At 65.2% G+C, this 23,351-nt stretch carries 19 protein-coding genes; 14 read left to right on the plus strand and 5 right to left on the minus strand.

The genetic code is table 11. The annotated features are described in order from the left end of the window. Nucleotides 1–16: 16 nt before the first annotated feature. Entirely contained in the window at nt 17–604 is a 588-nt protein-coding gene (locus tag BM382_RS18550) for an undecaprenyl-diphosphatase (RefSeq protein WP_072443534.1), read from the plus strand. Between the two features lie 15 nt (nt 605–619). Here the strand turns inward: BM382_RS18550 and cadR are convergent, their stop codons facing one another. Next, complete coding sequence (cadR, locus tag BM382_RS18555; protein ID WP_011064066.1) at nt 620–1,069, minus strand: Cd(II)/Pb(II)-responsive transcriptional regulator; 450 nt, start codon at nt 1,067–1,069, stop codon at nt 620–622. An 88-nt stretch (nt 1,070–1,157) separates the two neighbouring features. Between cadR and BM382_RS18560 the strand changes: the two genes are divergently transcribed. The 7 genes from BM382_RS18560 (at nt 1,158) to BM382_RS18590 (ending at nt 10,151) form a co-directional block, all read left to right on the plus strand. After that, nucleotides 1,158–3,491, plus strand: a complete 2,334-nt coding sequence (locus BM382_RS18560; protein WP_072443536.1) for a heavy metal translocating P-type ATPase — start codon at nt 1,158–1,160, stop codon at nt 3,489–3,491. A 16-nt stretch (nt 3,492–3,507) separates the two neighbouring features. Further along, nucleotides 3,508–4,371, plus strand: coding sequence for a LysR family transcriptional regulator (locus tag BM382_RS18565; RefSeq protein ID WP_047338070.1), 864 nt, complete (start codon nt 3,508–3,510; stop codon nt 4,369–4,371). Between the two features lie 157 nt (nt 4,372–4,528). Then, nucleotides 4,529–5,605, plus strand: coding sequence for a putative 2-aminoethylphosphonate ABC transporter ATP-binding protein (locus BM382_RS18570; RefSeq protein WP_047289791.1), 1,077 nt, complete (start codon nt 4,529–4,531; stop codon nt 5,603–5,605). A 1-nt stretch (nt 5,606) separates the two neighbouring features. After that, complete coding sequence (locus BM382_RS18575; protein WP_072443538.1) at nt 5,607–7,331, plus strand: putative 2-aminoethylphosphonate ABC transporter permease subunit; 1,725 nt, start codon at nt 5,607–5,609, stop codon at nt 7,329–7,331. A gap of 50 nt (nt 7,332–7,381) precedes the next feature. Further along, on the plus strand, nt 7,382–8,407 hold the full coding sequence (locus BM382_RS18580) for a putative 2-aminoethylphosphonate ABC transporter substrate-binding protein (RefSeq protein ID WP_011064061.1): 1,026 nt from the start codon (nt 7,382–7,384) through the stop codon (nt 8,405–8,407). Between the two features lie 59 nt (nt 8,408–8,466). Continuing rightward, nucleotides 8,467–9,600 (plus strand): TIGR03364 family FAD-dependent oxidoreductase, encoded by a 1,134-nt coding sequence (locus BM382_RS18585; protein ID WP_072443540.1) that lies wholly within the window; start codon nt 8,467–8,469, stop codon nt 9,598–9,600. Then, entirely contained in the window at nt 9,600–10,151 is a 552-nt protein-coding gene (locus BM382_RS18590) for a phosphonate degradation HD-domain oxygenase (RefSeq protein WP_019095932.1), read from the plus strand. The genes BM382_RS18585 and BM382_RS18590 overlap by 1 nt, the downstream gene beginning before the upstream one ends. A 123-nt stretch (nt 10,152–10,274) precedes the next feature. Here BM382_RS18590 and BM382_RS18595 read toward each other — a convergent pair whose 3' ends face one another. Then, the gene (locus BM382_RS18595; protein WP_019093440.1) at nt 10,275–11,654 is read right to left on the minus strand and encodes a GTPase/DUF3482 domain-containing protein; all 1,380 of its coding nucleotides are present in this window, start codon (nt 11,652–11,654) and stop codon (nt 10,275–10,277) included. Then, nucleotides 11,647–13,026: a DUF2868 domain-containing protein gene (locus BM382_RS18600; RefSeq protein ID WP_072443543.1), complete on the minus strand. Its 1,380-nt coding sequence runs from the start codon at nt 13,024–13,026 to the stop codon at nt 11,647–11,649. The genes BM382_RS18595 and BM382_RS18600 overlap by 8 nt, the downstream gene beginning before the upstream one ends. A 96-nt stretch (nt 13,027–13,122) precedes the next feature. Between BM382_RS18600 and BM382_RS18605 the strand changes: the two genes are divergently transcribed. Then, nucleotides 13,123–13,635, plus strand: coding sequence for a dihydrofolate reductase (locus tag BM382_RS18605; protein ID WP_053160339.1), 513 nt, complete (start codon nt 13,123–13,125; stop codon nt 13,633–13,635). Nucleotides 13,636–13,692: 57 nt separating this feature from the next. On the opposite strand, the gene BM382_RS18610 is transcribed toward BM382_RS18605, so the two are convergent. After that, nucleotides 13,693–15,084: an L-cystine transporter gene (locus tag BM382_RS18610; RefSeq protein WP_011064055.1), complete on the minus strand. Its 1,392-nt coding sequence runs from the start codon at nt 15,082–15,084 to the stop codon at nt 13,693–13,695. Nucleotides 15,085–15,326: 242 nt separating this feature from the next. On the opposite strand from BM382_RS18610, the gene BM382_RS18615 reads away from it, so the two are divergent. The 4 genes from BM382_RS18615 (at nt 15,327) to BM382_RS18630 (ending at nt 20,413) form a co-directional block, all read left to right on the plus strand. Continuing rightward, the gene (locus BM382_RS18615; protein WP_072443545.1) at nt 15,327–16,382 is read left to right on the plus strand and encodes an HAD family hydrolase; all 1,056 of its coding nucleotides are present in this window, start codon (nt 15,327–15,329) and stop codon (nt 16,380–16,382) included. A 272-nt stretch (nt 16,383–16,654) separates the two neighbouring features. After that, the gene (locus BM382_RS18620; protein ID WP_026020235.1) at nt 16,655–18,055 is read left to right on the plus strand and encodes an MBOAT family O-acyltransferase; all 1,401 of its coding nucleotides are present in this window, start codon (nt 16,655–16,657) and stop codon (nt 18,053–18,055) included. Further along, nucleotides 18,042–19,187 (plus strand): SGNH/GDSL hydrolase family protein, encoded by a 1,146-nt coding sequence (locus BM382_RS18625; RefSeq protein ID WP_053154373.1) that lies wholly within the window; start codon nt 18,042–18,044, stop codon nt 19,185–19,187. Before BM382_RS18620 ends, BM382_RS18625 begins: the two co-directional genes overlap by 14 nt. A 2-nt stretch (nt 19,188–19,189) precedes the next feature. Beyond that, entirely contained in the window at nt 19,190–20,413 is a 1,224-nt protein-coding gene (locus BM382_RS18630; protein ID WP_011064051.1) for an SGNH/GDSL hydrolase family protein, read from the plus strand. Nucleotides 20,414–20,626: 213 nt separating this feature from the next. On the opposite strand, the gene ilvD is transcribed toward BM382_RS18630, so the two are convergent. Beyond that, nucleotides 20,627–22,468, minus strand: coding sequence for a dihydroxy-acid dehydratase (gene ilvD, locus BM382_RS18635; RefSeq protein WP_072443548.1), 1,842 nt, complete (start codon nt 22,466–22,468; stop codon nt 20,627–20,629). Between the two features lie 301 nt (nt 22,469–22,769). Between ilvD and BM382_RS18640 the strand changes: the two genes are divergently transcribed. Beyond that, nucleotides 22,770–23,339: a hypothetical protein gene (locus tag BM382_RS18640; RefSeq protein ID WP_065365081.1), complete on the plus strand. Its 570-nt coding sequence runs from the start codon at nt 22,770–22,772 to the stop codon at nt 23,337–23,339. The last annotated feature ends 12 nt before the right edge of the window (nt 23,340–23,351 follow it).

Below are 23,351 nucleotides of genomic sequence, written 5' to 3' on the forward strand. Positions count from 1 at the left end.
TCAACGTGAGCCCCGAATGGAAGAACTCAATCACAGCCTGTTCCTGGCCATGAACGCCAGTGCAGGGGCGTCCATGCCGATGCGTGCACTGGCGGTTTTCCTCGCGCAATGGGTGGTACTCAGCGTGCCGCTGCTGCTGGTGGTGTTCTGGGTTTTCGGCGAGCGCCGCCAGCGCATGATCGTATTGCTCGCCGGCCTGAGCATTGTCCTGGCCCTGGTCTGCAACCTGCTGATCCGTGAGCTGTGGTTCCATCCGCGGCCGTTCATGATCGGCCTGGGGCAGAACTTCCTCGCCCACGCGCCCGGGGCATCCTTCCCCAGCGACCACGCCAGTGGCATGTTTGCCATGGCTTTCGCGCTGATCCTGGCCAGCCTACGCAAGACCGGGCTGGTGATGCTGGGCCTGGCGATCCTGGTGAGTTGGGCACGGGTCTACCTGGGCGTGCATTTCCCTTTCGACATTCTGGGTGGCTGCCTGGTGGGGGGGCTCAGCGCCTGGCTGGTGCGCCAGGGGCTGGCCTGGCAGCAACTGGACCAGCGGCTACTGGCAATCCTCGAAGGGGCTTATCTGCGGCTGACGGCCAGCGTTCGGCGCGGCGCCTGAAACCGCGCCAGGGGTTCAGTGCCCGTGGCTGCGCCCGACATGGGAGGGCTCGCTCTCATTGGGGGCCACCGAGCCGCTGACTTCCAGGCGCTGGAGAATTCCGCAGTGCTCAAGGTCCGGGCCCTCGCTGCAGCGCTGGCGCAGGTCCAGCAGTTGTTCCTGCAGGGCCAGCAAGCCGTCAATGCGCGCCTTGACGTGATGGATATGCTCGTCGATCAGGGCGTTGACGCTGGCGCACTGGTCCTGGGGGCTGTCGCGCAGGTTGAGCAGGCTGCGGATCTCCTCGAGGGTCATGTCCAGGCTGCGGCAATTGCGGATAAAGGTCAGGCGCTCGGTGTGGGCCTGGGTGTAGAGGCGATAGTTGCCTTCACTGCGGGCCGGTTCAGGCAGCAGCCCTTCGCGCTCGTAGTAACGGATGGTCTCGACCTGACAGTCGGTGAGTTTCGCCAGTTCGCCAATCTTCATTGCCGTCGTCTCCGAATGGGTGCTTGACCCTATAGTGGCTACAGGGTGTTCACTTGGCAACAAGCACCTTAATTCGGAAGGGACCCTAATGAGCGATTCTCTCCACAGCCCGCGCAAAACCGCGGATCAGCAGCCCCAGGCTGATCACGATCACGATCACGATCACGATCACAGCCATGGCCACAGCCATTCCCATGCGCCCGCGGGCAAGTTGCAGCCGGTCAAGGCACACGATCATGCCGCCCACGGCGCATCCTGCTGCGGTTCCGCCGACCTGGCGCCTTCCAGGGTCACCCTGAGCGAGACCCCGACCGCCGGCGCGCGCTTGAGCAGCTTTCGCATCGAGGCCATGGACTGCCCCACCGAACAGACCCTGATCCAGAACAAGCTGGGCAAGCTGGCCGGGGTCCAGGCGCTGGAGTTCAACCTGATGAACCGCGTGCTGGGGGTGACCCACGACCTGCCGAGCACCGCGCCTATCATCGAGGCGGTCAAGTCACTGGGCATGCACGCCGAACCCCTGGAACAGGAGGGTGACCAAGCCGCGCCTGCCGCAGCGCCCGTGAAGAAGCCCTGGTGGCCGCTGGCCCTGTCCGGTATCGGCGCGCTGGCTGCCGAGGTCATCCATTTCACCAATGCCGCGCCCGACTGGGTGATTGCCCTGGTGGCCCTGGTGTCGATCCTCAGTGGTGGCCTGACCACCTACAAGAAGGGCTGGATCGCCCTGAAGAACCGCAACCTCAACATCAATGCCCTGATGAGCATCGCCGTGACCGGCGCCGTGCTGATCGGCCAATGGCCGGAAGCGGCGATGGTGATGTTCCTGTTCACCGTGGCGGAATTGATCGAGGCCCGTTCCCTGGATCGGGCGCGCAACGCCATCAGCGGCCTGATGCAGATGACCCCGGAACGGGTCACGGTGCAGCAGGCAGACGGCAACTGGAGCGAACAGGAAGCGAAAAACGTCGAACTGGGCGCACTGGTGCGGGTGCGTCCCGGCGAGCGCATCGGCCTCGACGGCGAGGTCGTGTCCGGCAACTCCACCATCGACCAGGCGCCGATCACCGGTGAAAGCCTGCCGGTGGAAAAGACTGTGGGCGACAAGGTTTTCGCCGGCACCATCAACCAGGCCGGCTCCCTGGAATACCGAGTGACTGCCGCCGCCAACAACTCGACCCTGGCGCGGATCATCCACGCTGTGGAACAGGCCCAGGGCGCCCGGGCTCCGACCCAGCGCTTCGTTGACAGCTTCTCGAAAATCTACACCCCGGCGGTATTCGCCTTCGCCCTGGCGGTGGCGCTGATTCCGCCGCTATTCATGGGCGGCGTCTGGTTCGACTGGATCTACCGCGCCCTGGTGCTGCTGGTAGTGGCTTGCCCCTGCGCCCTGGTGATCTCCACCCCGGTGAGCATTGTCAGCGGCCTGGCGGCTGCCGCGCGCAAGGGCATCCTGGTCAAGGGCGGGGTCTACCTGGAGGGCGGCTACAAGCTCGACTACCTAGCCCTGGACAAGACCGGCACCATCACCCACGGCAAGCCGGTGCAGACCGACTTCCTGTCCCTGGACCCGCTGGCCCAGGACACCGCCCCGGCCCTGGCCGCAAGCCTGGCAGGGCGTTCCGACCACCCGGTGTCCCTGGCCATTGCCCAGGCGGCTGTGGATAAGCAGTTGGCCATGCACCCTGTGGATAACTTCGAGGCCCTGACCGGCCGAGGCGTACGCGGCGAGATCAACGGCGAGCTGTACCACCTGGGCAACCATCGTCTGGTGGAAGAGCTGGGCCTGTGCTCCCCGGCTTTGGAAGAAAAACTCTTCGCCCTGGAGAAGCAGGGCAAGACCGTGGTCCTGCTGCTGGACCGCAATGGCCCGCTGGCGCTGTTCGCCGTGGCCGATACGGTGAAGGAATCCAGCCGCGAAGCCATCCAGCAATTGCATGAGCTGGGGATCAAGACCCTGATGCTTACCGGTGACAACCCGCATACCGCCCAGGCCATTGCGGCCCAGGTGGGTATCGACCAGGCCCGGGGCGACCTGCTGCCCACCGACAAGCTGCAGGCCATCGAAGACCTGTACGCCCAGGGCCACCGGGTGGGCATGGTGGGCGACGGGATCAACGACGCCCCGGCCCTGGCCCGTGCCGAAATCGGTTTCGCCATGGCTGCGGCGGGCACCGACACCGCCATCGAGACCGCGGATGTGGCCCTGATGGACGATGATCTGCGCAAGATCCCGGCGTTTATCCGCCTGTCGCGCCAGACCTCGGTGGTGCTCAAGCAAAATATCGTCCTGGCCCTGGTCATCAAGGCGATCTTTCTTGGGGTAACCTTTGCCGGGCTGGCCACCATGTGGATGGCAGTATTCGCCGACATGGGCGTGAGCCTGTTGGTGGTGTTCAACGGTCTGCGCCTGCTGCGCAAATAAGCAACGAGAGAACCCTGTGCTGAGTGCCGAGCTGAAGGCTTTTTACATGGTCGCCCGCCTGGGCAGCATCACCCTGGCGGCGAAGAAGCTCGGCCTCAGCCAGCCCACGGTGACTACCCAGGTCCGCAACCTGGAGAGCCAGTACGCGGTGGAGCTGTTCTACCGAGGCGGTCGCCGCCTGAGCCTGAGCGATGAGGGCGCGCGCTTGCTGCCGATGGTCAAGGAGCTGCTGCAGAAAGAGTCGGACATCGAATTCTTCCTGCGCAACTGCGGGCAGGTGCAGGGCACGCTGCGCATCGCCGCCACCGCGCCGTACTACATCCTCGATCTGGTGAAGACTTTCCGCCAGCGCCTGCCCCAGGTGGAGGTCTCGGTGGAAATCGGCAACTCCCAGCAGGTCCTGGAGGCGCTGGAAGACTACCGGGTGGATGTGGCCGCTTCCTCGCAACTGCTGGAGGATTCGCGGTTGGTCCGCCGGGTGCTGGGCAGCGATCCGCTGGTGCTGGCGGTGCATCGCAATCACCCCCTGGCGGCGCTGGATCACGTGCCCCTCAATGCCCTGGCCGGGCATACGCTGCTGATGCGCGAACCCGGCTCCACCACCCGCAGCCTCACCGAAGGTCTGCTGAAGAACGCCAACGTCAGTTTTGGTCCGCTGCTGGAGATCGGCAGCCGTGAATCGATCCGCGAGGCGGTGCTGCGCAATATCGGCATCAGCATCATTGCCCGCCAGGAAGTGCCCCACGACCCGCAACTGCGGGTACTGACCATCGAAAACGCGCCGCAGATCGCCGAGTACCTGTATTGCCTCAAGGAGCGCAAGAACGCGCGCCTGCCCGCCGCCTTTCTCGGCCTGGCCCAGGAAATGGCTCCCGCCTGAAAGATCTGCATCGGCCATGCCGATGCCTTCGCGAGCACATGATTTACACGTGAACCCAAATCCCTGAATACCACTATCGGTCGTTTTTGCCTTACTGCCATATGACCGACGCATTGCAACTCTAGGATTTGCCTTATCTGCTAGATGAGGTGCGTCCATGAACAACTCCGCTGCAACTGCCCTGAGCAACCCCGGTGCGCCGATGAAAGTGCGCGGTATCCACAAGCGCTTCGGTGCCTTCACCGCGCTGGATAACGTGTCCCTGGACGTCGCTGCCGGTGAGCTGGTGTGCCTGCTGGGGCCGTCCGGCTGCGGCAAGACCACCTTGCTGCGCTGCATCGCCGGCCTGGAACGCCAGGACCAGGGCGAGTTGTACCTCGGGGATCGGGACGTGTCGCTGCTGGCGCCCCAGGCCCGGGACTACGGGATCCTGTTCCAGTCCTACGCGCTGTTCCCCAACCTCACGGTAGAAGCCAACATCGCCTACGGCCTGTCCGGCAGTGGCCGCGAAGAAGCGCGCAAGCGCGTGGCGCAGATGCTGGAACTGGTGGGGCTGACCGGCAGCGAGAAGAAGTACCCCGGCCAGCTGTCCGGCGGCCAGCAGCAGCGCGTGGCCCTGGCCCGTGCCCTGGCACCGGCGCCGTCGTTGCTGCTGCTGGACGAGCCGATGTCGGCGCTGGACGCCCGGGTCCGCGAGCACCTGTGCACCGAGCTGCGCCAGCTGCAGCGGCGTCTGGGGATCACCACCCTGATGGTTACCCACAACCAGGACGAAGCCATGCTGATGGCCGACCGCATTGCCGTGATGAATAACGGCAAGGTCGAGCAGTACGCCACGCCCCAGGAAATCTACGACCGTCCGGCCACGCCGTTCGTCGCCGAATTCGTCGGCCAGGGCAACTGGCTACCCTTCAGCCGCAACAGCGACAGCCATGCCCAGGTTGGCGGCATGAATGTGCGCCTGGCCGACGGCTCGGCCAAGACCGCCTCGGGCCGGCTGTTCTGCCGTCCGGAAGCCATCAGCGTGAATCCGCCGGTGCACGAGGAAAACCTGTTCCCGGCCAAGGTCCGCGAGATCACCTTCCTCGGCAATCGCTGCCGCATGAGCTTCGAACTCAATCAACTGCCGGGGCATGCGCTGCTGGCCGAGCTGGCACCGGAAGCCATGCCGCGCCTGGGGGCCCAGGATATCTGGGTCGCCTTGCCGCCGCGCAGCCTCCAGGTGTTTGCCTAAGATGACTGCGCAAATGTCCCTGCCGCTACCTGCCAAGCGGGCGCGCCAGGCTTCTCGTGCCGAGATCGGCGACCGCATTTTTGTCGTCGGCGGCAAGGTCCTGCTCCTGGTCCTGCTGGGTGTAGCGGTGCTGTTGCCCCTGTTGGCGATCTTCTGGCGCGGCTTCAGCGCCGAGGCCGGGCAGGGCGGAGGCTGGCTGGCGGCTCGCGAGCTGGTGGCCAGCGAAAACTTCCACTGGTTGCTGGGCAACAGCCTGAAAGTCTCCCTCAGCGTGGCCGCCATCGTCGTGCCCCTGGCCTACCTGTTCGCCTACGCCCTGCAACGCACGCTGATTCCCGGCAAGGGCATCTGGCGCGGCCTGTCGCTGTTGCCGCTGATGGCGCCGTCGATGCTCCCGGGCATTGCCCTGGTCTATCTGTTTGGCAATCAGGGGATGCTGCGTGGCCTGTTCGCCGAGAACATCTACGGCTTCTGGGGCATCGTCCTCGGCGAGGTCATCTACACCTTTCCCCACGCCCTGATGATCCTGCTCTCGGCGCTGTCCCTGGCGGACGCGCGGCTGTTCGACGCCGCGTCGAGCATGGGCGCCAGCCCCGCCAAGGCCTTTCGCAGCATCACCTGGCCGGCGACCCGGCAGGCGGTGTTCGCCGCCTTCTGCCTGGTGTTCACCCTGACCATCACCGACTTTGGTGTGCCGGTGGTAGTGGGTGGCGACTATCAGGTGCTGGCCCTGGAAGCCTACAAGGCGGTGGTGGGGCAGCAGCAGTTCGGCCGCGGCGCGTTGATCGGCATGGTCCTGCTGTTGCCGGCCCTGTTCAGCTTCGGTGTCGACGCCTGGCTGCGCCGGCGCCATGGCGACTCCATGAGCGGCCGTGCCCAGGTATTCAAGCCTGCGCCGTCGCCACTGCGCGATGGCTGCTACCTGGCCATTGTGCTGCTGATCTGCGCGGCCCTGCTGCTGGTGTTCGGCATGGCGGTGTTTTCGTCGCTGGTGAAATTCTGGCCCTACAACCTGTCGCTGTCGCTGAACCACTACCAGTTCAACGACACCGCCGGCGGTGGCTGGCTGGCCTACCGCAACAGCCTGACCATGGCCCTGTGCACGGCGCTGATCGGCAGCGTGGTGATCTTTACCGGCGCCTACCTGATGGAGAAGACCAACGGCCAGCGCGGCTTGAACCTGGCGCTGCGCATGCTCAGTTTCGTGCCCATGGCGGTGCCCGGGCTGGTGCTGGGCCTGGGCTACGTCTTCTTCTTCAACCTCAATGGCAACCCGCTGCATGTGTTCTACGGCACCATGACCCTGCTGGTGGTGTGCACCATCGCCCACTACCTGACCACCGCGCAGATGACCGCCACCACCGCCCTGCGCCAGCTGGATGCCGAGTTCGAGGCCGCCGCGCTGTCGCTCAAGGCGCCGCTGTACCGGCACTACCTGCGGGTTACCGTGCCGATCTGCCTGCCGGCGCTGCTGGATATCGTGCGCTACCTGTTCGTTTCGGCCATGACCACGGTGTCGGCGGCCATCTTCCTCTACAGCCCGGACACCATCCTTGCCGCCGTCGCCGTGCTGAACATGGACGACGCCGGCAACGTCGGCGGCGCCGCGGCGATGTCGACCCTGATCCTGTTCACCTCCGCCGGCGTCTCGCTGCTCCTGGCCTGGGCTTCGCGCGGCCTGCTGCGCCGTTCCCAGGCCTGGCGCCAGGGCACGCCGGGCCACTGATGCGCTTCACCCACCCCCACTCTGATCTGCACTCACTAAGGAACCGCACCATGTTCAAGCCCCTGGCTCTTGCCGCTGCCGTCCTCTCTGCTGTCAGCCTGAACGCCTTTGCTGCGAAAACCGAGCTGACGGTCTACACGGCCCTTGAAGCCGAGCAACTGAAGTCCTACAAGCAAGCCTTCGAAAAGGCCAATCCGGACGTGGAGATCAAGTGGGTACGTGATTCCACCGGGATCATCACCGCCAAGCTGCTGGCGGAAAAAGCCCGCCCGCAGGCCGATGCGGTCTGGGGCCTGGCCGCGTCCAGCCTGGCGATCCTCGACCAGCAGGGCATGCTGCAAAGCTATGCGCCCAAGGATCTGGGCAAGATCGGCCCGAACTACCGCGACGCCGCCAACCCACCGGCCTGGGTCGGCATGGACGTCTGGGCCGCCACCATCTGCTTCAACACCGTGGAGGCCGAAAAGCAGGGCCTGACCAAGCCGGTGAGCTGGCAGGACCTGACCAAGCCCGAGTACAAGGGCAAGATCGTCATGCCCAACCCGGCCTCCTCGGGCACCGGCTTCCTCGACGTCAGTGCCTGGCTGCAGACCTTCGGCGAGAAGCAGGGCTGGCAGTACATGGATGAGCTGCACCAGAACATCGGCCAGTACGTCCACTCCGGTTCCAAGCCCTGCAAGCTGGCCGCCGCCGGTGAATTCCCGATTGGCATCTCCTTCGAGTACCCGGCCGTGCAGCTCAAGCGCCAGGGCGCGCCGCTGGACATTGTCCTGCCGAAGGAAGGCCTGGGCTGGGAAATCGAAGCCACCGCGGTGATCAAGGGCACGCCTCATGAAGAGGCGGCGAAGAAACTCGCCGACTTCTCCGCCAGCCCTGAGGCCATGGAGCTGTACAAGGAAAACTTCGCCGTGCTGGCCCAGCCGGGCATCGCCAAGCCGCAGACCGAACTGCCGGCCGACTACGAGCAGCGCCTGATCAAGAACGACTTTGCCTGGGCCTCGAAGAACCGCGACGAGATCCTCGCCGAATGGCGCAAGCGCTATGACGGCAAGTCGGAAAAGGTTGCCAAGCAGTAGCCGATCAATCGCCTTCGCCGGCTTGCCGGCGAAGGCGCTCCCCATCCAGGAAACAACTCATGACCAATCACAGCGATCTGCTGATCGTCGGCGCCGGCATCCTGGGCCTGTCCCATGCCTATGCCGCCGCCAAACGCGGTCTGCGGGTGCACGTTTTCGAGCGCAGCGCCACGCCCCTGGGCGCTTCGGTGCGCAACTTCGGCCAGGCCCTGGTCACCGGCCAGCCGCCGGGCACCATGCTGGAGCTGGCCAGGGCCAGCCGCGAGATCTGGGCCGACTGGCAACAGTTGGCGGGCCTGCAACTCAAGCGCAACGGCTCTTTCCTGTTCGCCCGCAGCGAAGCCGAGGAGCAGTTGCTCGAAGCCTTCTGCGCCGGGCGTGCGCTGGAGCACAGCTACCGCGTCGAGCTGCTCCAGGGCGCGGCGCTGAATGATCTGTACGGCGGCCAGTTCCGCCATCACCGGGCGGCCTTGCACGGCCTGGACGACCAGCAGCTGTATTCCCGTGAAGCGATCCCGCAGTTGATCGACTACCTGCGCCGGGACCTGGGGGTGCAGTTTCACTTCTCGACCCTGGTGCGGGATATCCAGCCGGGCCAGTTGCGCAGCACCGCCGGCAACTTCCACGCGCCGCGGATCGTGCTGTGTTCGGGGCACGATTATCAGACCCTGCTGGCGGATCAGATCGCTGCCTTGCAGCCGCAGATCTGCCGCTTGCAGATGCTCCGGGCGCGGCCCGAGGCCAATCTCAACCTGCAACATGCCTTGCTGACCGGTCTGAGTTGCGTGCACTACGGGGCCTTCGCCGACCTGCCGGAAGCCGCCGCGGTGCAAGCGCAGATTCTGCGCGAGGCACCCCATCTGCACGAGCATGGTATCCACCTGTTGATCAGCCCGACTCCCTACGGTGAACTGATCATCGGTGATTCCCACGATTACGGTAGCGATCCTTCACCGTTCAATGCTGAACAGGTGGACAACTGGCTGCTCGAACTGGCCGAGCAGACCTTGGGTTGCAGGGTCCGGGTGGTGGAGCGCTGGCAGGGTGTCTACGGCGCTCGCGGCCCGGCGCCGTTCTCCTTCCTGGAGGCGGCCCCCGGGGTCCATGTGGCCCTGATGCACACCGGGGTCGGCATGAGCGTTGGCCCGGCCATGGCCGAGGGCAATATCGCCCGACTGCTGGAGGAGGCGTGATGGAGCGGCGACAGCAGGTGGTCGACGAGGTCTTCGGCCTGTACGAGCGTTTCGGCGACTGCGACTACATCGGCGAGCCGGTGTCGCAGATCGAGCACATGTCCCAGGCCGCGCAGTTGGCCCTGGCGGAAGGTTATGACGACGAGGTGGTGCTGGCGGCGTTCTTCCACGACATCGGGCATATCTGCCAGCAGGATGCCGAGAACATGGGCGGCTTCGGCGTGGTCAGCCATGAGCGCCTGGGGGCGGACTACCTGCGCCGGGCGGGTTTCAGCGAACGCCTGGCGCGGCTGGTGGAATACCACGTCCAGGCCAAGCGCTACCTGACCTTCAAGGACCCCGGTTATTACCAGCGGCTGAGCGAAGCCAGCCGGCGCACCCTGGAATACCAGGGTGGGGTGATGAGCGCGGCAGAGGCGGCAGCCTTCGAACTCGACCCGTTGTGGGCGGTGAGTTTGCGCATGCGCCACTGGGACGAGCAGGCCAAGGAAATGTGGGTGCCGGTGATGGATTTGCAGGTGCTCAAGGACAAGGCGCTGGCATTGCTTTAGCGGGTACAGGCTTGGTTTTTGTAGCCGCTGCCGTAGGCTGCGAACGGCTCCGAAGGAGGCGCCGCTTTTGGGGTTGTTGAAGGTCCTGCGGCCCTTTGCGCAGCCTCGCGGGCTCGGCAGCGGCTACAGCAGATGTTGAGCCAGCCCCTCGATCTGCTCCTGGCGCTCGGCCTGGCTCAGGCGTTTCTGCGGGTTGAGCGATGACCACTGCGGGTGCGCCCGGGCCTTGTTCAGGGCCTCTGGCAACTTGCCTTCGCGCCAGCTCTTGTCCTCCGGCGTGGCCAGGCGAATGCTGTCCATGGCCGCATGCCCGCGCAGGTTCAGGGCCTGTACCAGCTGGCGCTGACGCAGGGCCAGCAGGCGCAGCACGCTGTCGTCCACGGTCAGCTCGCGCTGGCCCTTGAGTTTGCCCAGCAGGCGGCTGCCATAGCTGCGGGCGGTTTGCAGGGCGCCGCCGGCAATAGCCCCGGCCAGCGCCGCGGCCCCCAGGGTCAAACCACCCACCAGCAAATCCACCCCTGCGCCGGCCGCGGCTCCGGCGGCGATGCCGCTGCCCACCCGCACCCCCAGTTGCTTGAGGGTTTCCGGGTTGAACAGGTCGTCGCCCCAGCGCCCGTCCAGTAGCGGCAGGTCGCTGGCCGACGCATCCTCGGGGCGGAAGGCGTAGAGCTTGAGCAAGGCCTCGACGCAGCGCTGCTCGCGCTGGCGGATGGCCTGGCGCAGTTCGCCTATGGCCTGTTGTTCCTGTTGGGCGTCGCTGGCTACGCTGCGGCGGCAGGCGGCGCAGTCCACCAGCAGCTCGGCAATCAGCCGCGCGGCGCTGTGCTGGCGGGCCAGGCGCTGGGCCTCTTGGTCGTCGATCAAGCGTTGCAGGGCCGGGCGTGCGTGCTCCAACAGCAGCGCCAGGCTTTCATACAGGCGCCGTTCGCCGTCCTCCGGTGGCGCCACGCTGTCGAAGCGCACCAGGGCATGCAGCCCCAGGCGGGCCAGGGCATCGCGCCAGTCGCCTTCGCGCTGCTCGGCGCTGCTGACGAAATTCAGCACTGGCAGCAGCGGCTTGCCGCAACCGGTGAGCACTTCAAGCTCATCGCGGTACTTGGCCAGCACCGGCTCGCGGGCGTCGATCACATACAGGCCGGCGTCCGAGGCCAGCAGCTGGCGCAGGACCTTGGCTTCCTGTTCGAAGCGCTGGCGAGCCTCGCTACCGTCGAGAAACCGCGCCATCCGCGCCGGGCCGTCCAGGCGTTCGCCCGGGCGCTCCAGGCGCTCCAGGTAATCCAGCAGGGCGATGGCATCTTCCAGGCCAGGGGTGTCGTAGAGCTCCAGCAGGGCTTGGCCATCCACCGAAAGGCGGGCGCCTTCCACGTGCCGGGTGGTGCTGGGGCGATGGGAGACCTCGCCAAAACCCACGTCCCGGGTCAGGGTGCGCAACAGCGAGGTCTTGCCGACGTTGGTGTGGCCGACCACGGCGAGTTTCAGTGGCTTGTGGCGGGTATCAGTCATGACCGTTCTCCAGCCAGTCGAGGGGGGCGCAATCGGCGAAGGGCAGCTGCAGCTGGTGCAGGGCGCTGTGCCAGTCGCCCAGGCGATCGGCGTCCAGGGCCTGGCCGGGCGGGGCTTGCAGCAGCCAGACCCGGGTGGCGCTGGCGTTGCGCGCCAGTTCGGCGATCAGCCCCAGGCTGCCGCGGTCCGGCGAGCGCCGCGGGTCGCAGGCGATCACCAGGCGCGCCGGGGGGAAACGGCTCATCTGCTCCAGCAGGCGGCTGCGCGACTCGCGACTGTCGAGGATGCCGGCGTCCTTGACGCTCTCCGGCAGTTGCGGCGGCCAGGGGCGCTGGTTGTCCAGTTCGATGGCCACCAGCAGGGCGCCGCTGCTGTCCTGGGCACTGACGCCGCCTTCGACCCGGTGCAACTGCTCGGGGGCCGCATCGTTGACCCCCAGGCGCTCGCTGCTGGGCATCAGGCGCTCACGCAATTGGGCGTAGCCCGGCAGGTTGAGGTCCAGTTGCAGGCGCGCCTGCCCGTGTTTCCAGCGCCAGCGGCAGAACAGCATCAGCAGCAGGCGCGGCAGCACGCCGTAGATCGTCACCAGCACCACCAGCCAGATGGCCCAGGACTGGCGGATCAGTTCGGTGTTGTAGACATCCCGGGTGCTGGCCTGGATGCTCGCCACGCTCGGCGCGCCAAAGCCCAGGCCACGGGGCAGGGCACTCAAGGTGTTGGTAATGGCCACGAAGGCATCGCTGCCCAGCAGGGTGCTTTCCCAGACAAAACTGTAGCGGTGGGTGGTCAGCAGCAACAGCAACATGACCACGGCGCTGAACAGGGCCAGGCACCACAGGCCGTTGATCAGGCTGCCCAGGGCCCAGCGGTTGAGCTTGCGCCGTTGCAGCAACAGCAGCAGGGCCGGCGGCAACTGCGCGGCCTTGGCATCGCGGGAGAATTTCTCGCTGAGCCACAGCCACAGGCGGCCCAGGCTGGCGCCGTGCTCGCCGGCGAACAGCAGGCCTGCCAGCCAGCTCAGCAGCAGGATCAGGTTGATTCCCAGCAGGCTGCCCAGGGCCCAGAACACGTTCACCGGTTGCTGGGTGCTGCCCAGGGCGCTGAAGGCCAGGCCGGCACCGCTGATCACCGCCAGAACCGAGAGCGCCAGCAGGGCCATGCGTGCGCCCTGGTGCCAGTGCAGCAGGGCGCTGTGCAGGCCGTCACGCTGGGCCAGCCACAGGGCGCGGTTCTGGATCCGGGTCGCCAGGTCGCCGCCCTGGTTGCGGGCCAGGCGATTGGCTTCCTGATCTTCCAGCGGGCCGGCGTGTTCCTCGCGCAGGCGCACGGTTTCGGTCAGCCACAGGCGTTGCAGGGGAGTCAGTGCAGTCACGCGTCATTCCATCGCTCAAAAGTGCGCTGAGCATAACTGCTGCAGCGCGGATCGGGGTACGTTGCCAGGTCCTGGTCCTCTGGTATCCTCGCCGGCATGAAAAAATCTCTCCCTCTCAGCCTGATCGCGGCCCTCGCACAAAACCGCGTGATCGGCGTCGACAACAGCATGCCCTGGCATTTGCCGGGGGATTTCAAATTCTTCAAGGCCACTACCCTGGGCAAGCCCATCATCATGGGGCGCAAGACCTGGGACTCTCTCGGCCGGCCGTTGCCGGGGCGGTTGAATATCGTGGTCAGTCGTCAGACCGGCCTGATGCTCGAAGGTGCCGAGGTCTACCCCTCCCTGGAGGCGGCAGTGGCCCGGGCCGAGGAGTGGGCACTGGAGCAGGGCGCCAACGAGCTGATGCTGATCGGTGGCGCACAGCTTTACAGCCAGGGGCTGGAGCAGGCGGATCGCCTGTACCTGACGCGGGTAGCCTTGAGCCCGGAAGGCGATGCCTGGTTTCCGGAATTCGATGAGCAACAGTGGAAGCGGGTGTCAGAGGTGCCGAACCCGGCGGAAGGGGACAAGCCGGCGTACAGCTTCGAGGTGTGGGAGAAGCGCTGAGCGCTCCGCCAGCCAGCCGGGCTCCCGAAGGAACCGGCGGGCCGGCGAAGAGATCAATCAGGCCTGAGCCAGTTCTTCGTGCTCATCGGCGTCCAGCAGCGCCTTGTCGGTCTGCTGCATCACCTGGCTGGTGATCGCGCCTGCGGTCATCGAACCGCTGACGTTGAGCGCGGTGCGGCCCATGTCGATCAGCGGCTCCACGGAAATCAGCAGCGCCACCAGAGACACCGGCAGGCCCATGGCCGGCAGCACGATCAGCGCGGCGAAGGTTGCGCCGCCGCCCACACCTGCAACGCCGGCGGAACTCAGGGTGACGATGGCCACCAGGGTGGCGATCCACAGCGGGTCCAGCGGGTTGATGCCCACGGTCGGGGCAACCATCACCGCCAGCATGGCCGGGTACAGGCCGGCGCAGCCGTTCTGGCCGATGGTGGCGCCGAACGAGGCGGCAAAGCTGGCGATGGACTGGGGAATGCCCAGGCGCCGGGTCTGGGCCTCGATGCTCAGGGGAATGCTGGCGGCGCTGGAGCGGCTGGTGAAGGCGAAGGTCAGCACTGGCCAGACCTTGCGGAAGAAGCGCAGCGGGTTGATCCCGGCCAGTGCCACCAGCAGGCCGTGGACCACGAACATCAGCCCCAGGCCGATGTAGGACACCACCACGAAACTGCCCAGCTTGATGATGTCCTGCAGGTTGGAGCCGGCCACCACCTTGGTCATCAGCGCCAGCACACCGTAGGGCGTGAGCTTCATCACCAGGCGCACCAGGCGCATCACCCAGGCTTGCAGGGTGTCGATGGCGTTGAGCACTTTCTGGCCCTTGTCGGCATCGTCCTTGAGCAGCTGCAGCGCCGCGACGCCGAGGAAGGCGGCGAAGATCACCACGCTGATGATCGAGGTCGGCTTGGCCCGGGCCAGGTCGGCGAAGGGGTTCTGCGGGATGAACGACAGCAGCAGCTGCGGCACGTTGAGGTCGGCCACCTTGCCTGCGTAGTCGCTCTGGATCACTTGCAGGCGGGCCATCTCCTGGGTGCCGGCCACCAGCCCTTCGGCGGTCAGGCCGAACAGGTTGGTCAGGCCGATGCCCACCAGCGCGGCAATGGCAGTGGTAAACAGCAGGGTGCCGATGGTCAGGAAGCTGATCTTGCCCAGGGACGAAGCATTGTGCAGGCGGGCCACGGCGCTGAGGATCGAGGCGAACACCAGGGGGATGACGATCATCTGCAGCAATTGCACGTAGCCGTTGCCCACCAGGTCGAACCAGGCGATGGAGGCCTTGAGCACCGGGTTGCCGGCGCCGTAGAGGCTGTGCAGGGCGATGCCGAAGACCACGCCCAGCACCAGGGCCAGCAGGACTTTCTTGGCCAGGCTCCAGGTGGTATGGCGGGTTTGTGCCAGGCCCAGCAGCAAGGCCAGGAACACCAGCAGGTTGAGGAACAGCGGCAGATTCATTGGGGCTCCGATAAGGCTTGTGCCAATCGCGGCTCAGGGCGATTGCGAACCGGCAAGCCTAACAGCTTGAAATCTATTGAATTAATAACGATATCGCATGGCAACTGTCGTTTTTGGAATAAGCGATTGACGTTCAGGCGCATGTGGCTGGCGCTTACGGGACGCAAGCGGTCGCGTGGAGACGAGAACTGTCACAGGGATTTGTTAGCGTCGAAGGCTTTCACTCAGGGAGAAAACCGCCGATGAAACTCGCTCCGAAATTGCTCGCAGTCGCACTCTGCCTGGGCCTTGCCGGCCAGGCCCTGGCCACCGAGTTGAAGCACTGGCCCGCGGAACAGGCCAAGCAGCTGGACGCGATGATCGCGGCCAATGCCAACAAGGGTAACTACGCGGTGTTCGACATGGACAACACCAGTTACCGCTACGACCTGGAAGAATCCCTGCTGCCCTTCATGGAAAACAAGGGCCTGATTACCCGCGACACGCTTGACCCGTCGCTCAAGCTGATCCCGTTCAAGGACACCGCCGAGCACAAGGAAAGCCTGTTCAGCTACTACTACCGCCTCTGTGAAATCGACGACATGGTCTGCTACCCCTGGGTCGCCCAGGTGTTCTCCGGCTTTACCCTCAAGGAGCTCAAGGGCTATGTCGATGAGCTGATGGCTTCCGGCAAGCCGGTGCCGAGCACCTATTACGACGGTGATGTGGTCAAGACCATCGAGGTCAACCCGCCCAAGGTCTTCACCGGCCAGGCCGAGCTGTACAACAAGCTGATGGAGAACGGTATCGAGGTCTATGTGATGACCGCCGCCTCCGAAGAGCTGGTGCGCATGGTCGCCGCCGATCCCAAGTACGGCTACAACGTCAAGCCGCAGAACGTCATCGGCGTGACCACCCTGCTCAAGGATCGCAAGACTGGCGCCCTGGCCACCGCGCGCAAGCAGATCAGCGAAGGCAAATATGACGAGAAGGCCAACCTCGGCCTTGAACTGACCCCCTACCTGTGGACCCCGGCCACCTGGATGGCGGGCAAGCATGCGGCGATCCTGACCTACATCGACGAGTGGAAGAAACCGGTGCTGGTGGGCGGCGACACCCCCACCAGCGACGGCTACATGCTGTTCCACGATGTTGACGTGGCCAAGGGCGGCATCCACCTGTGGATCAACCGCAAGGACAAGTACATGACCCAGCTCAACGGCATGATCGCCAAGCACGCCGCGGCCCAGGCCAAGGAAGGGTTGCCGGTGACCGCCGACAAGAACTGGGTGATCGTCAAGCCCGAAGACATCCAGTAAGCCTGCCCGCTACACCGCCCCTCTGTAGGAGCCGGCTTGCCGGCGAAGAGGCCTTTGGGCCGGGCGTCGCCCTCGCGGACGCCTTCGCTGGCAAGCCAGCTCCTGCAAGGGGTGTCTGTCGTTCGATGCGGAGCCGGCGTCCGCTATAGGCGGAGAATGTTTCAACTTGTGACTGCCAAACCCCCTCTGCCATAATCGCGTCCGTTTCCCATCCCCCCGCCTGCTCTCCCTTGTGCCGGGTTTGTCCCCGACTGCACGTAATGGACTACGTTGTGAGCTATCTCTCGATCGAATTCGGCCTCTGCTTCATCCTGTTCTTCGTTCTGTACTGGGGCCTGGGCTTCAGCCTGCGCTTGCAGAACGTCCTGCTGCTGGTCGCCAGTTACGCGATCCTTGCCAGCTTCAGCCTGAACTTCCTCTACATCCTGCTGGGCTACACGGCCCTGGTGTACCTGCTCGGCCTGTTGAGCCAGCGTTACCCCGGGCGCGGCTGGGTCAACGGACTGATGCTGCTGCTGGTGCTCGGGGCGTTCTACCTGTTCAAGTACCAGGATTTCTTCACCAGTACGGTGCAGAACGCCTTCGCCCAGTTCGGTGTCGAGGTGTCGCTGCCGCTGCTGGAGGTTCTGCTGCCGGTGGGGCTGTCGTTCTATGCCTTCCACTCGGTCAGTTACCTGGTGTCGATCAACCGCCGTGAGCTGACCCCGGGCTCGCCCTTCGACCTGGCGCTGTACCTGGCCTTCTTCCCCAGCCTGATCGCCGGTCCGGTGAACCGGGCGATTCCCATGCTGGCGCAGATCAACCCGCCGCAGTTGCGCCAGGTGCTGGAGCCGCAGCGCGCCCTGGGCCTGATCGCGGTGGCGGTGGTCAAGCTGTTCTTCCTCAGTTCCTGGCTGGCCAACGAATGGGTCGACCCGGTATTCGACAGCCCGGTGGCCTATTCTGCCGAGCAGATCCTGCGTGCGGTCTACGGTTATTCGTTCCTGATCTACTTCAACTTCAGCGGCTACACCGACCTGGTGACGGGCATCGCCCTGCTGCTGGGCTTCCGCCTGCCGCAGAACTTCAACTACCCCTACGCGGCGCGCAACCTCAAGGAATTCTGGGGCCGCTGGCACATCAGCCTGTCGACCTTCATCCGGGACTATGTGTACATCCCCCTGGGGGGCAACCGTGGCCCGGTGTGGCGCGGCAACCTGAACATGCTGCTGGCGATGCTGATTTCCGGCCTGTGGCACGGCGCCAGCGCCAACTTCATCATCTGGGGCGCGCTGCACGGTATCGGCCTGGCCCTGTACAAGCTGTGCAGCCCGCTGCTGGCCCGGGGGCCGAGCTGGATCGGCGCCGACCTCATGGCGCGGCTGCTGACCTTCCACTATGTGGCGTTCGCCTGGATCTTCTTCCGCTGCGCGACCCTGTCCGATGCCATGGACATGCTCAAGGGCCTGGGCGAGCTGTCCTTGGGCGGCCTGCTCGGCGGCGGCGCCAGCCTGCTGGGCTGCCTTCTGTTCGTGGCCTTCTACCCACGGATCGTGGCGCTGCTGCGCCGCCTGTTCGATGCTGCCACCGGTTTGCCGTGGCTGTTCTATCCAGTGCCGCTGGGGCTGTTTATCTGCGTGGTCATCTTCGCCTCTCCGTCGGGCGTGCCGGGGTTCATCTATGCCAGTTTCTAACCGTTCGCCCTTGTCGATCAGCCTCGGTAGCGCGGCCAAGGTCTTCTACGCCCTGGTGGTCACCAGCCTGCTGCTGGTGTGGTTCAACCAGCAGTCGATCCGCCTCTACTGCCAGCAGAAGTACCACGACGACTGCGAGGTCCCCGGGTTGTCGCAGAACCCGCAGTGGCGCTTTGGCGCGCAACTCAACCAGGCCCTGGAAAATGCCCGGGTGGCCTTTGTCGGCAGCTTTACCGGCCAGGTGATGGTGGCCGAGGCCGCCGCGGAGCAAGAGCTGCCTCCTTTGCCGACGCTGGCCGAGGAGCCTGCGCCCGTACCTGCGCCGGTTGCGACCGCCCATGCTGCGCCGGTGCATCCGGCCCCCGTGCATCCCGCTCCGCAGGCGCCGGCTGCAGTGCACCCGCAGCCGGTGGCCGTGGCCCCGGTGGTCAGCCATCCGCCCAAGGTCGAGCCGGGGGCAACCACGCCGCTGATGGCCAGCCTGGCCACCGGGGATGAAGTGTTCTTCGTCGGTGATTCCCTGATGCAGGGCGTGGCGCCACACATGGCCAACACCTTGCGCAAACGCTACAACGTCAAGAGCCTGAACCTCAGCAAGCAGAGCACCGGCCTTGCCTACCCGAGCTTCTTCAACTGGCCCAAGACGGTTGAAAGCACCCTGGCCAGCAACCCCAACATTCGCCTGATGGTGATTTTCCTCGGCCCCAACGACCCCTGGGACATGCCGGTGGTCAAGGGCAAGCCGTTCCTGCGCTTCAAGACCCCGGACTGGGAAGAAGCCTATCGCCAGCGCATCGATTCGATCCTCGACACCGCCCAGGCGCATAATGTGCAGGTGATCTGGGTCGGGCCGCCGAACATGGAGAAGCCCAAGCTGTCTACAGCCATGGCCTACCTGAGCCAGCTGTACAAGGGCCAGATCGAGCAGTACCACCAGCACTACGTCTCGGCCAACGAGATTCTCGGTTACCAGAGCGACGAATTCTCCTATTACCGCACCACCGGCGATGGCAAGAAGGTCAAGACCCGGGTCGACGACGGTATCCATTTCACCACTACTGGGCAGAAGCTGATCGCTGAGCGTGTGATCTCGCTGATCAACTTTCCCAGCCAACAATTGACGGAGCACTGACTATGGGGCGACTGCAAGGCATTGCGCTGTTGCTGGGCATCACCTTGCTGAGCAGTTGCAGCCCGACCACCGAGGTCCAGGCCACTCCCGCTTCGGCGCTGGCCAAGTCCGGGATGACGGCGAAAAAAGTCCTGACCACCGGGACCGACCCGAACCTGGCGCTGCTGGCACGCAAATTCAGCACTTCCAACCGCACCCCCATCACCATTGTGCAACTGGGCGACTCCCACACCGCCGCCGACCTGTTCAGCGGTGAGGTGCGGCGCCTGCTGCAGGCGCAATACGGCGATGGCGGCATCGGTTTCGTGGCAGCCACGCCAGTGCCCGGCACCCGCTATGAGCGGGTGATTCTCGGTGCCGCCAAGCGCCAGTGGTCCCTGGTATCGGCACGCAACCAGCAGAGCAACCAGTTTCCCCTGGGCGGCTACCTGTCGCTGCCCCTGACCCCAGGCGCGCGGGTGCATATCGCCGAACGCCAGCCGAGCAACCAGCAGTACCGGATTTCCGCGCTGTACCAGGCGTCCAGCAACAGCACCCTGACCGCCCGGGACAACCTCAACAAAAGCAGCCGCATGCTGGCCGCTACGGGGGGGCAATGGCGCTTCAGCCCGCCGTTCAACAACCTGACCCTGCCCCTGGACCTGAACGTGGCCAATAACCAGGGCCTGGCCCTGGGCGGCTGGAACATCCTCGGGCAGAAGAGTGCCGGGGTGATCTATTCCGCCCTGGGGATCAACGGCGCGCGCCTGGACGTGCTGGACAAGTGGCAGCCCGGCTGGCTGGAAGCCCTCAAGGCCCTGCGCCCGGACATGGTGGTGCTGGCCTACGGCACCAACGAAGCCTTCGACGACGACCTGGATCTGCAGCTGTACCGCAGCCAGTTGCAGGAGAAGGTCGCGCTGTTGCGCAAGAACCTGCCCAAGACCGTGATTTTGCTGGTGGGGCCGCCGGATTCCATCAAGCGTCGCAATGCTGGCAGTTGCGCGGCCTCCCAGCCCCAGCCGTTGCGGCAGATCATCCAGATCCAGAAGGACGTGGCGAAGAACAGTCGCACCCTGTTCTGGGACTGGCAGGCGTTCATGGGGGGGGACTGCTCCATCAGCAAATGGCAGGGCAGCGACCTGGCCCGCAACGACCTGATCCACCTGACCGCCGATGGTTATCGCAAGAGCGCCGATGGCTTGTATCGCTTCCTGCGCGGGCAATTGGGCGAACGCATGCCTTGAGCTCCCGGCGCCGCTTCAGCGGCGGCGCCACCACCTTGAATGCTGCTGTAGGAGCTGGCTTGCCAGCGAAGGCGCGGTCGAGGGCGATGCAAGGTTCAACGCTGCCTTCGCCGGCAAGCCGGCTTCTACGGGGCCAGGCTGCCAGCGCAAGCGCCGGCAAGGTCAAAAAAAATGCCCCGCACTTGGCGGGGCATTTTCATTGGCGGGCTACGATCACAGGCCGTCGAGCATGGCCTTGTTGCGCACCGCACCCTTGTCGGCGCTGGTGGCCAGCAGGGCGTAGGCCTTCAGCGCGGTGGTCACCTTGCGCGGGCGTGCTTCCACCGGTTTCCAGCCTTTCTTGTCCTGCTCGACACGGCGGGCCGCCAGTTCCTCGTCGCTGACCAACAGGTTGATCGAGCGGTTGGGAATGTCGATCAGTACCTTGTCGCCGTCCTGCACCAGGCCGATGGCGCCGCCGGCTGCCGCTTCAGGCGAGGCGTGGCCGATGGACAGCCCCGAGGTGCCGCCGGAGAAGCGGCCGTCGGTGAGCAGGGCGCAGGCTTTGCCCAGGCCCTTGGACTTCAGGTAGGAGGTCGGATAGAGCATTTCCTGCATGCCCGGGCCGCCTTTCGGGCCTTCGTAACGGATGATCACGATGTCGCCTTCCTTCACCTCGTCGGCGAGGATGCCGCGCACCGCGCTGTCCTGGCTCTCGAAGATCTTGGCGTTGCCTTCGAAGACATGGATCGACTCGTCGACACCGGCGGTCTTCACCACGCAGCCGTCCAGGGCGATGTTGCCGTAGAGCACGGCCAGGCCGCCTTCTTTCGAGTAGGCATGCTCGACACTGCGGATGCAGCCGTTTTCACGGTCATCGTCGAGGCTGTCCCAACGGGTCGACTGGCTGAACGCCGTCTGGGTCGGGATGCCTGCCGGGCCGGCCTTGAAGAAGTGATGCACGGCTTCGTCGCTGGTCTGGGTGATGTCCCACTGGGCGATGCCTTCGGCCATGCTCTTGCTGTGCACGGTGGGCAGGTCGGTGTGCAGCAGGCCGCCACGGGCCAGTTCGCCGAGGATGCTGAAGATGCCGCCGGCGCGGTGCACGTCTTCCATGTGGTACTTCTGGATGTTCGGCGCCACTTTGCACAGCTGCGGCACGTGGCGCGACAGGCGATCGATGTCCCGCAGGTCGAAGTCGATCTCGGCTTCCTGGGCGGCGGCCAGCAGGTGCAGGATGGTGTTGGTGGAACCGCCCATGGCGATATCCAGGGTCATGGCGTTCTCGAACGCCTTGAAGTTGGCGATGTTGCGCGGCAGGACCGACTCGTCGTTGTCGCCGTAGTAGCGCTGGCACAGCTCGACGATGGTGCGCCCGGCCCGCAGGAACAGCTCTTCGCGATCGCTGTGGGTGGCCAGGGTCGAACCGTTGCCCGGCAGGGCGAGCCCCAGGGCTTCGGTCAGGCAGTTCATGGAGTTGGCGGTGAACATGCCGGAGCACGAACCGCAGGTCGGGCAGGCGCTGCGCTCGTACTCGGCAACCTTCTCGTCAGAAGCGCTGGAGTCGGCGGCGATGACCATGGCGTCCACCAGGTCCAGGCCGTGGCTGGCGAGCTTGGTCTTGCCGGCTTCCATCGGGCCGCCGGAAACGAAGATCACCGGGATGTTCAGGCGCAGGGCGGCCATCAGCATGCCGGGGGTGATCTTGTCGCAGTTGGAAATGCACACGATGGCGTCGGCACAGTGGGCGTTGACCATGTACTCCACGGAGTCGGCGATGATCTCGCGGCTCGGCAGGGAATACAGCATGCCGTCATGGCCCATGGCGATGCCGTCGTCCACGGCGATGGTGTTGAATTCCTTGGCCACGCCACCGGCGCGTTCGATCTCGCGAGCCACCAGTTGGCCCAGGTCCTTCAGGTGCACGTGCCCCGGGACGAACTGGGTGAAGGAGTTGGCAATGGCGATGATCGGCTTCTTGAAGTCGGCATCTTTCATCCCCGTGGCGCGCCACAGGGCGCGAGCACCGGCCATGTTGCGGCCATGGGTGGATGTTTTCGAGCGGTAATCAGGCATGGAGCACTCCGGGCGGCTAATCAGGTAACAAATGGGGAGTGAGCTTCTATTGACCTCGGGAACACTCAGAAATGGCCGTGTGTCCGAAAGCTGCCGATGACGCCGCGGGATCGCCGCGCGCCTCAGCCTGAGCTCATAAACCCGCCGGGGGATGACTGGCGATGAATTCGCCGATTCTACACCGCTGGCGTCAGGAAGGAATGCCGGGGCCGCTCTGTGGCATTGATTGCCTGGATATCACCGGACGCTGCCATCCTGGTTTAGACTCGCCGCCCTTCGATTACCTTCCAATGGAGCTGGAATGTCCGCGACTCTGCAATCCTTCAAGTTCTGCCTGGGCGTCGGCCTGCTGCAGGGGCTGCTGCTGATGTGGCTGTTGTTGTACAGCGATTGGTCCGGCCTGGGCATCGTCGCAACGGGCGCTGCGCTACTGGTGGGCGGCGGGGGGTTGCAAATGCTGGCCGGGCAGCAGCGCCAGTGGCGCACCTGGGGGCTCATGTTGCTGCTGGGCCTGGGGGCGGCGGGGCTGGTACGGCTGTATGACGAGCTACCCTCCAGCCCGCGGATGGAGTACTGCGTGGCGGCCGGGCTGCTGGTCGCCGTGGCCGTGGTGAGCCGGGTGCAAGGGCGGGCACGATTGGGCCGGCGCCTGCTGGGCAATGTGTTCTGGCTGGTGCTGGCCTTGCCATGGCCCTGGCTGGTGCTGAAGCTGTTCGAGCTGTGGCTTGCTTACCGTCATCTCGACCCTTTCAAGAGTGGGTGGATGTCCCTGCTGTTCTTTGCCGGCCCGACCCTGGCCTTCTCCCTTGGCCTGTGCCTGACTGGCCGCGGGCTGGCCCGTTTCAGCGAGGGAGCTGCCACAACCGCCTGATGGCCACCAGGA

The organism is Pseudomonas sp. NFPP25 (assembly GCF_900116505.1).
Classification (GTDB): Bacteria; Pseudomonadota; Gammaproteobacteria; order Pseudomonadales; family Pseudomonadaceae; genus Aquipseudomonas; species Aquipseudomonas protegens.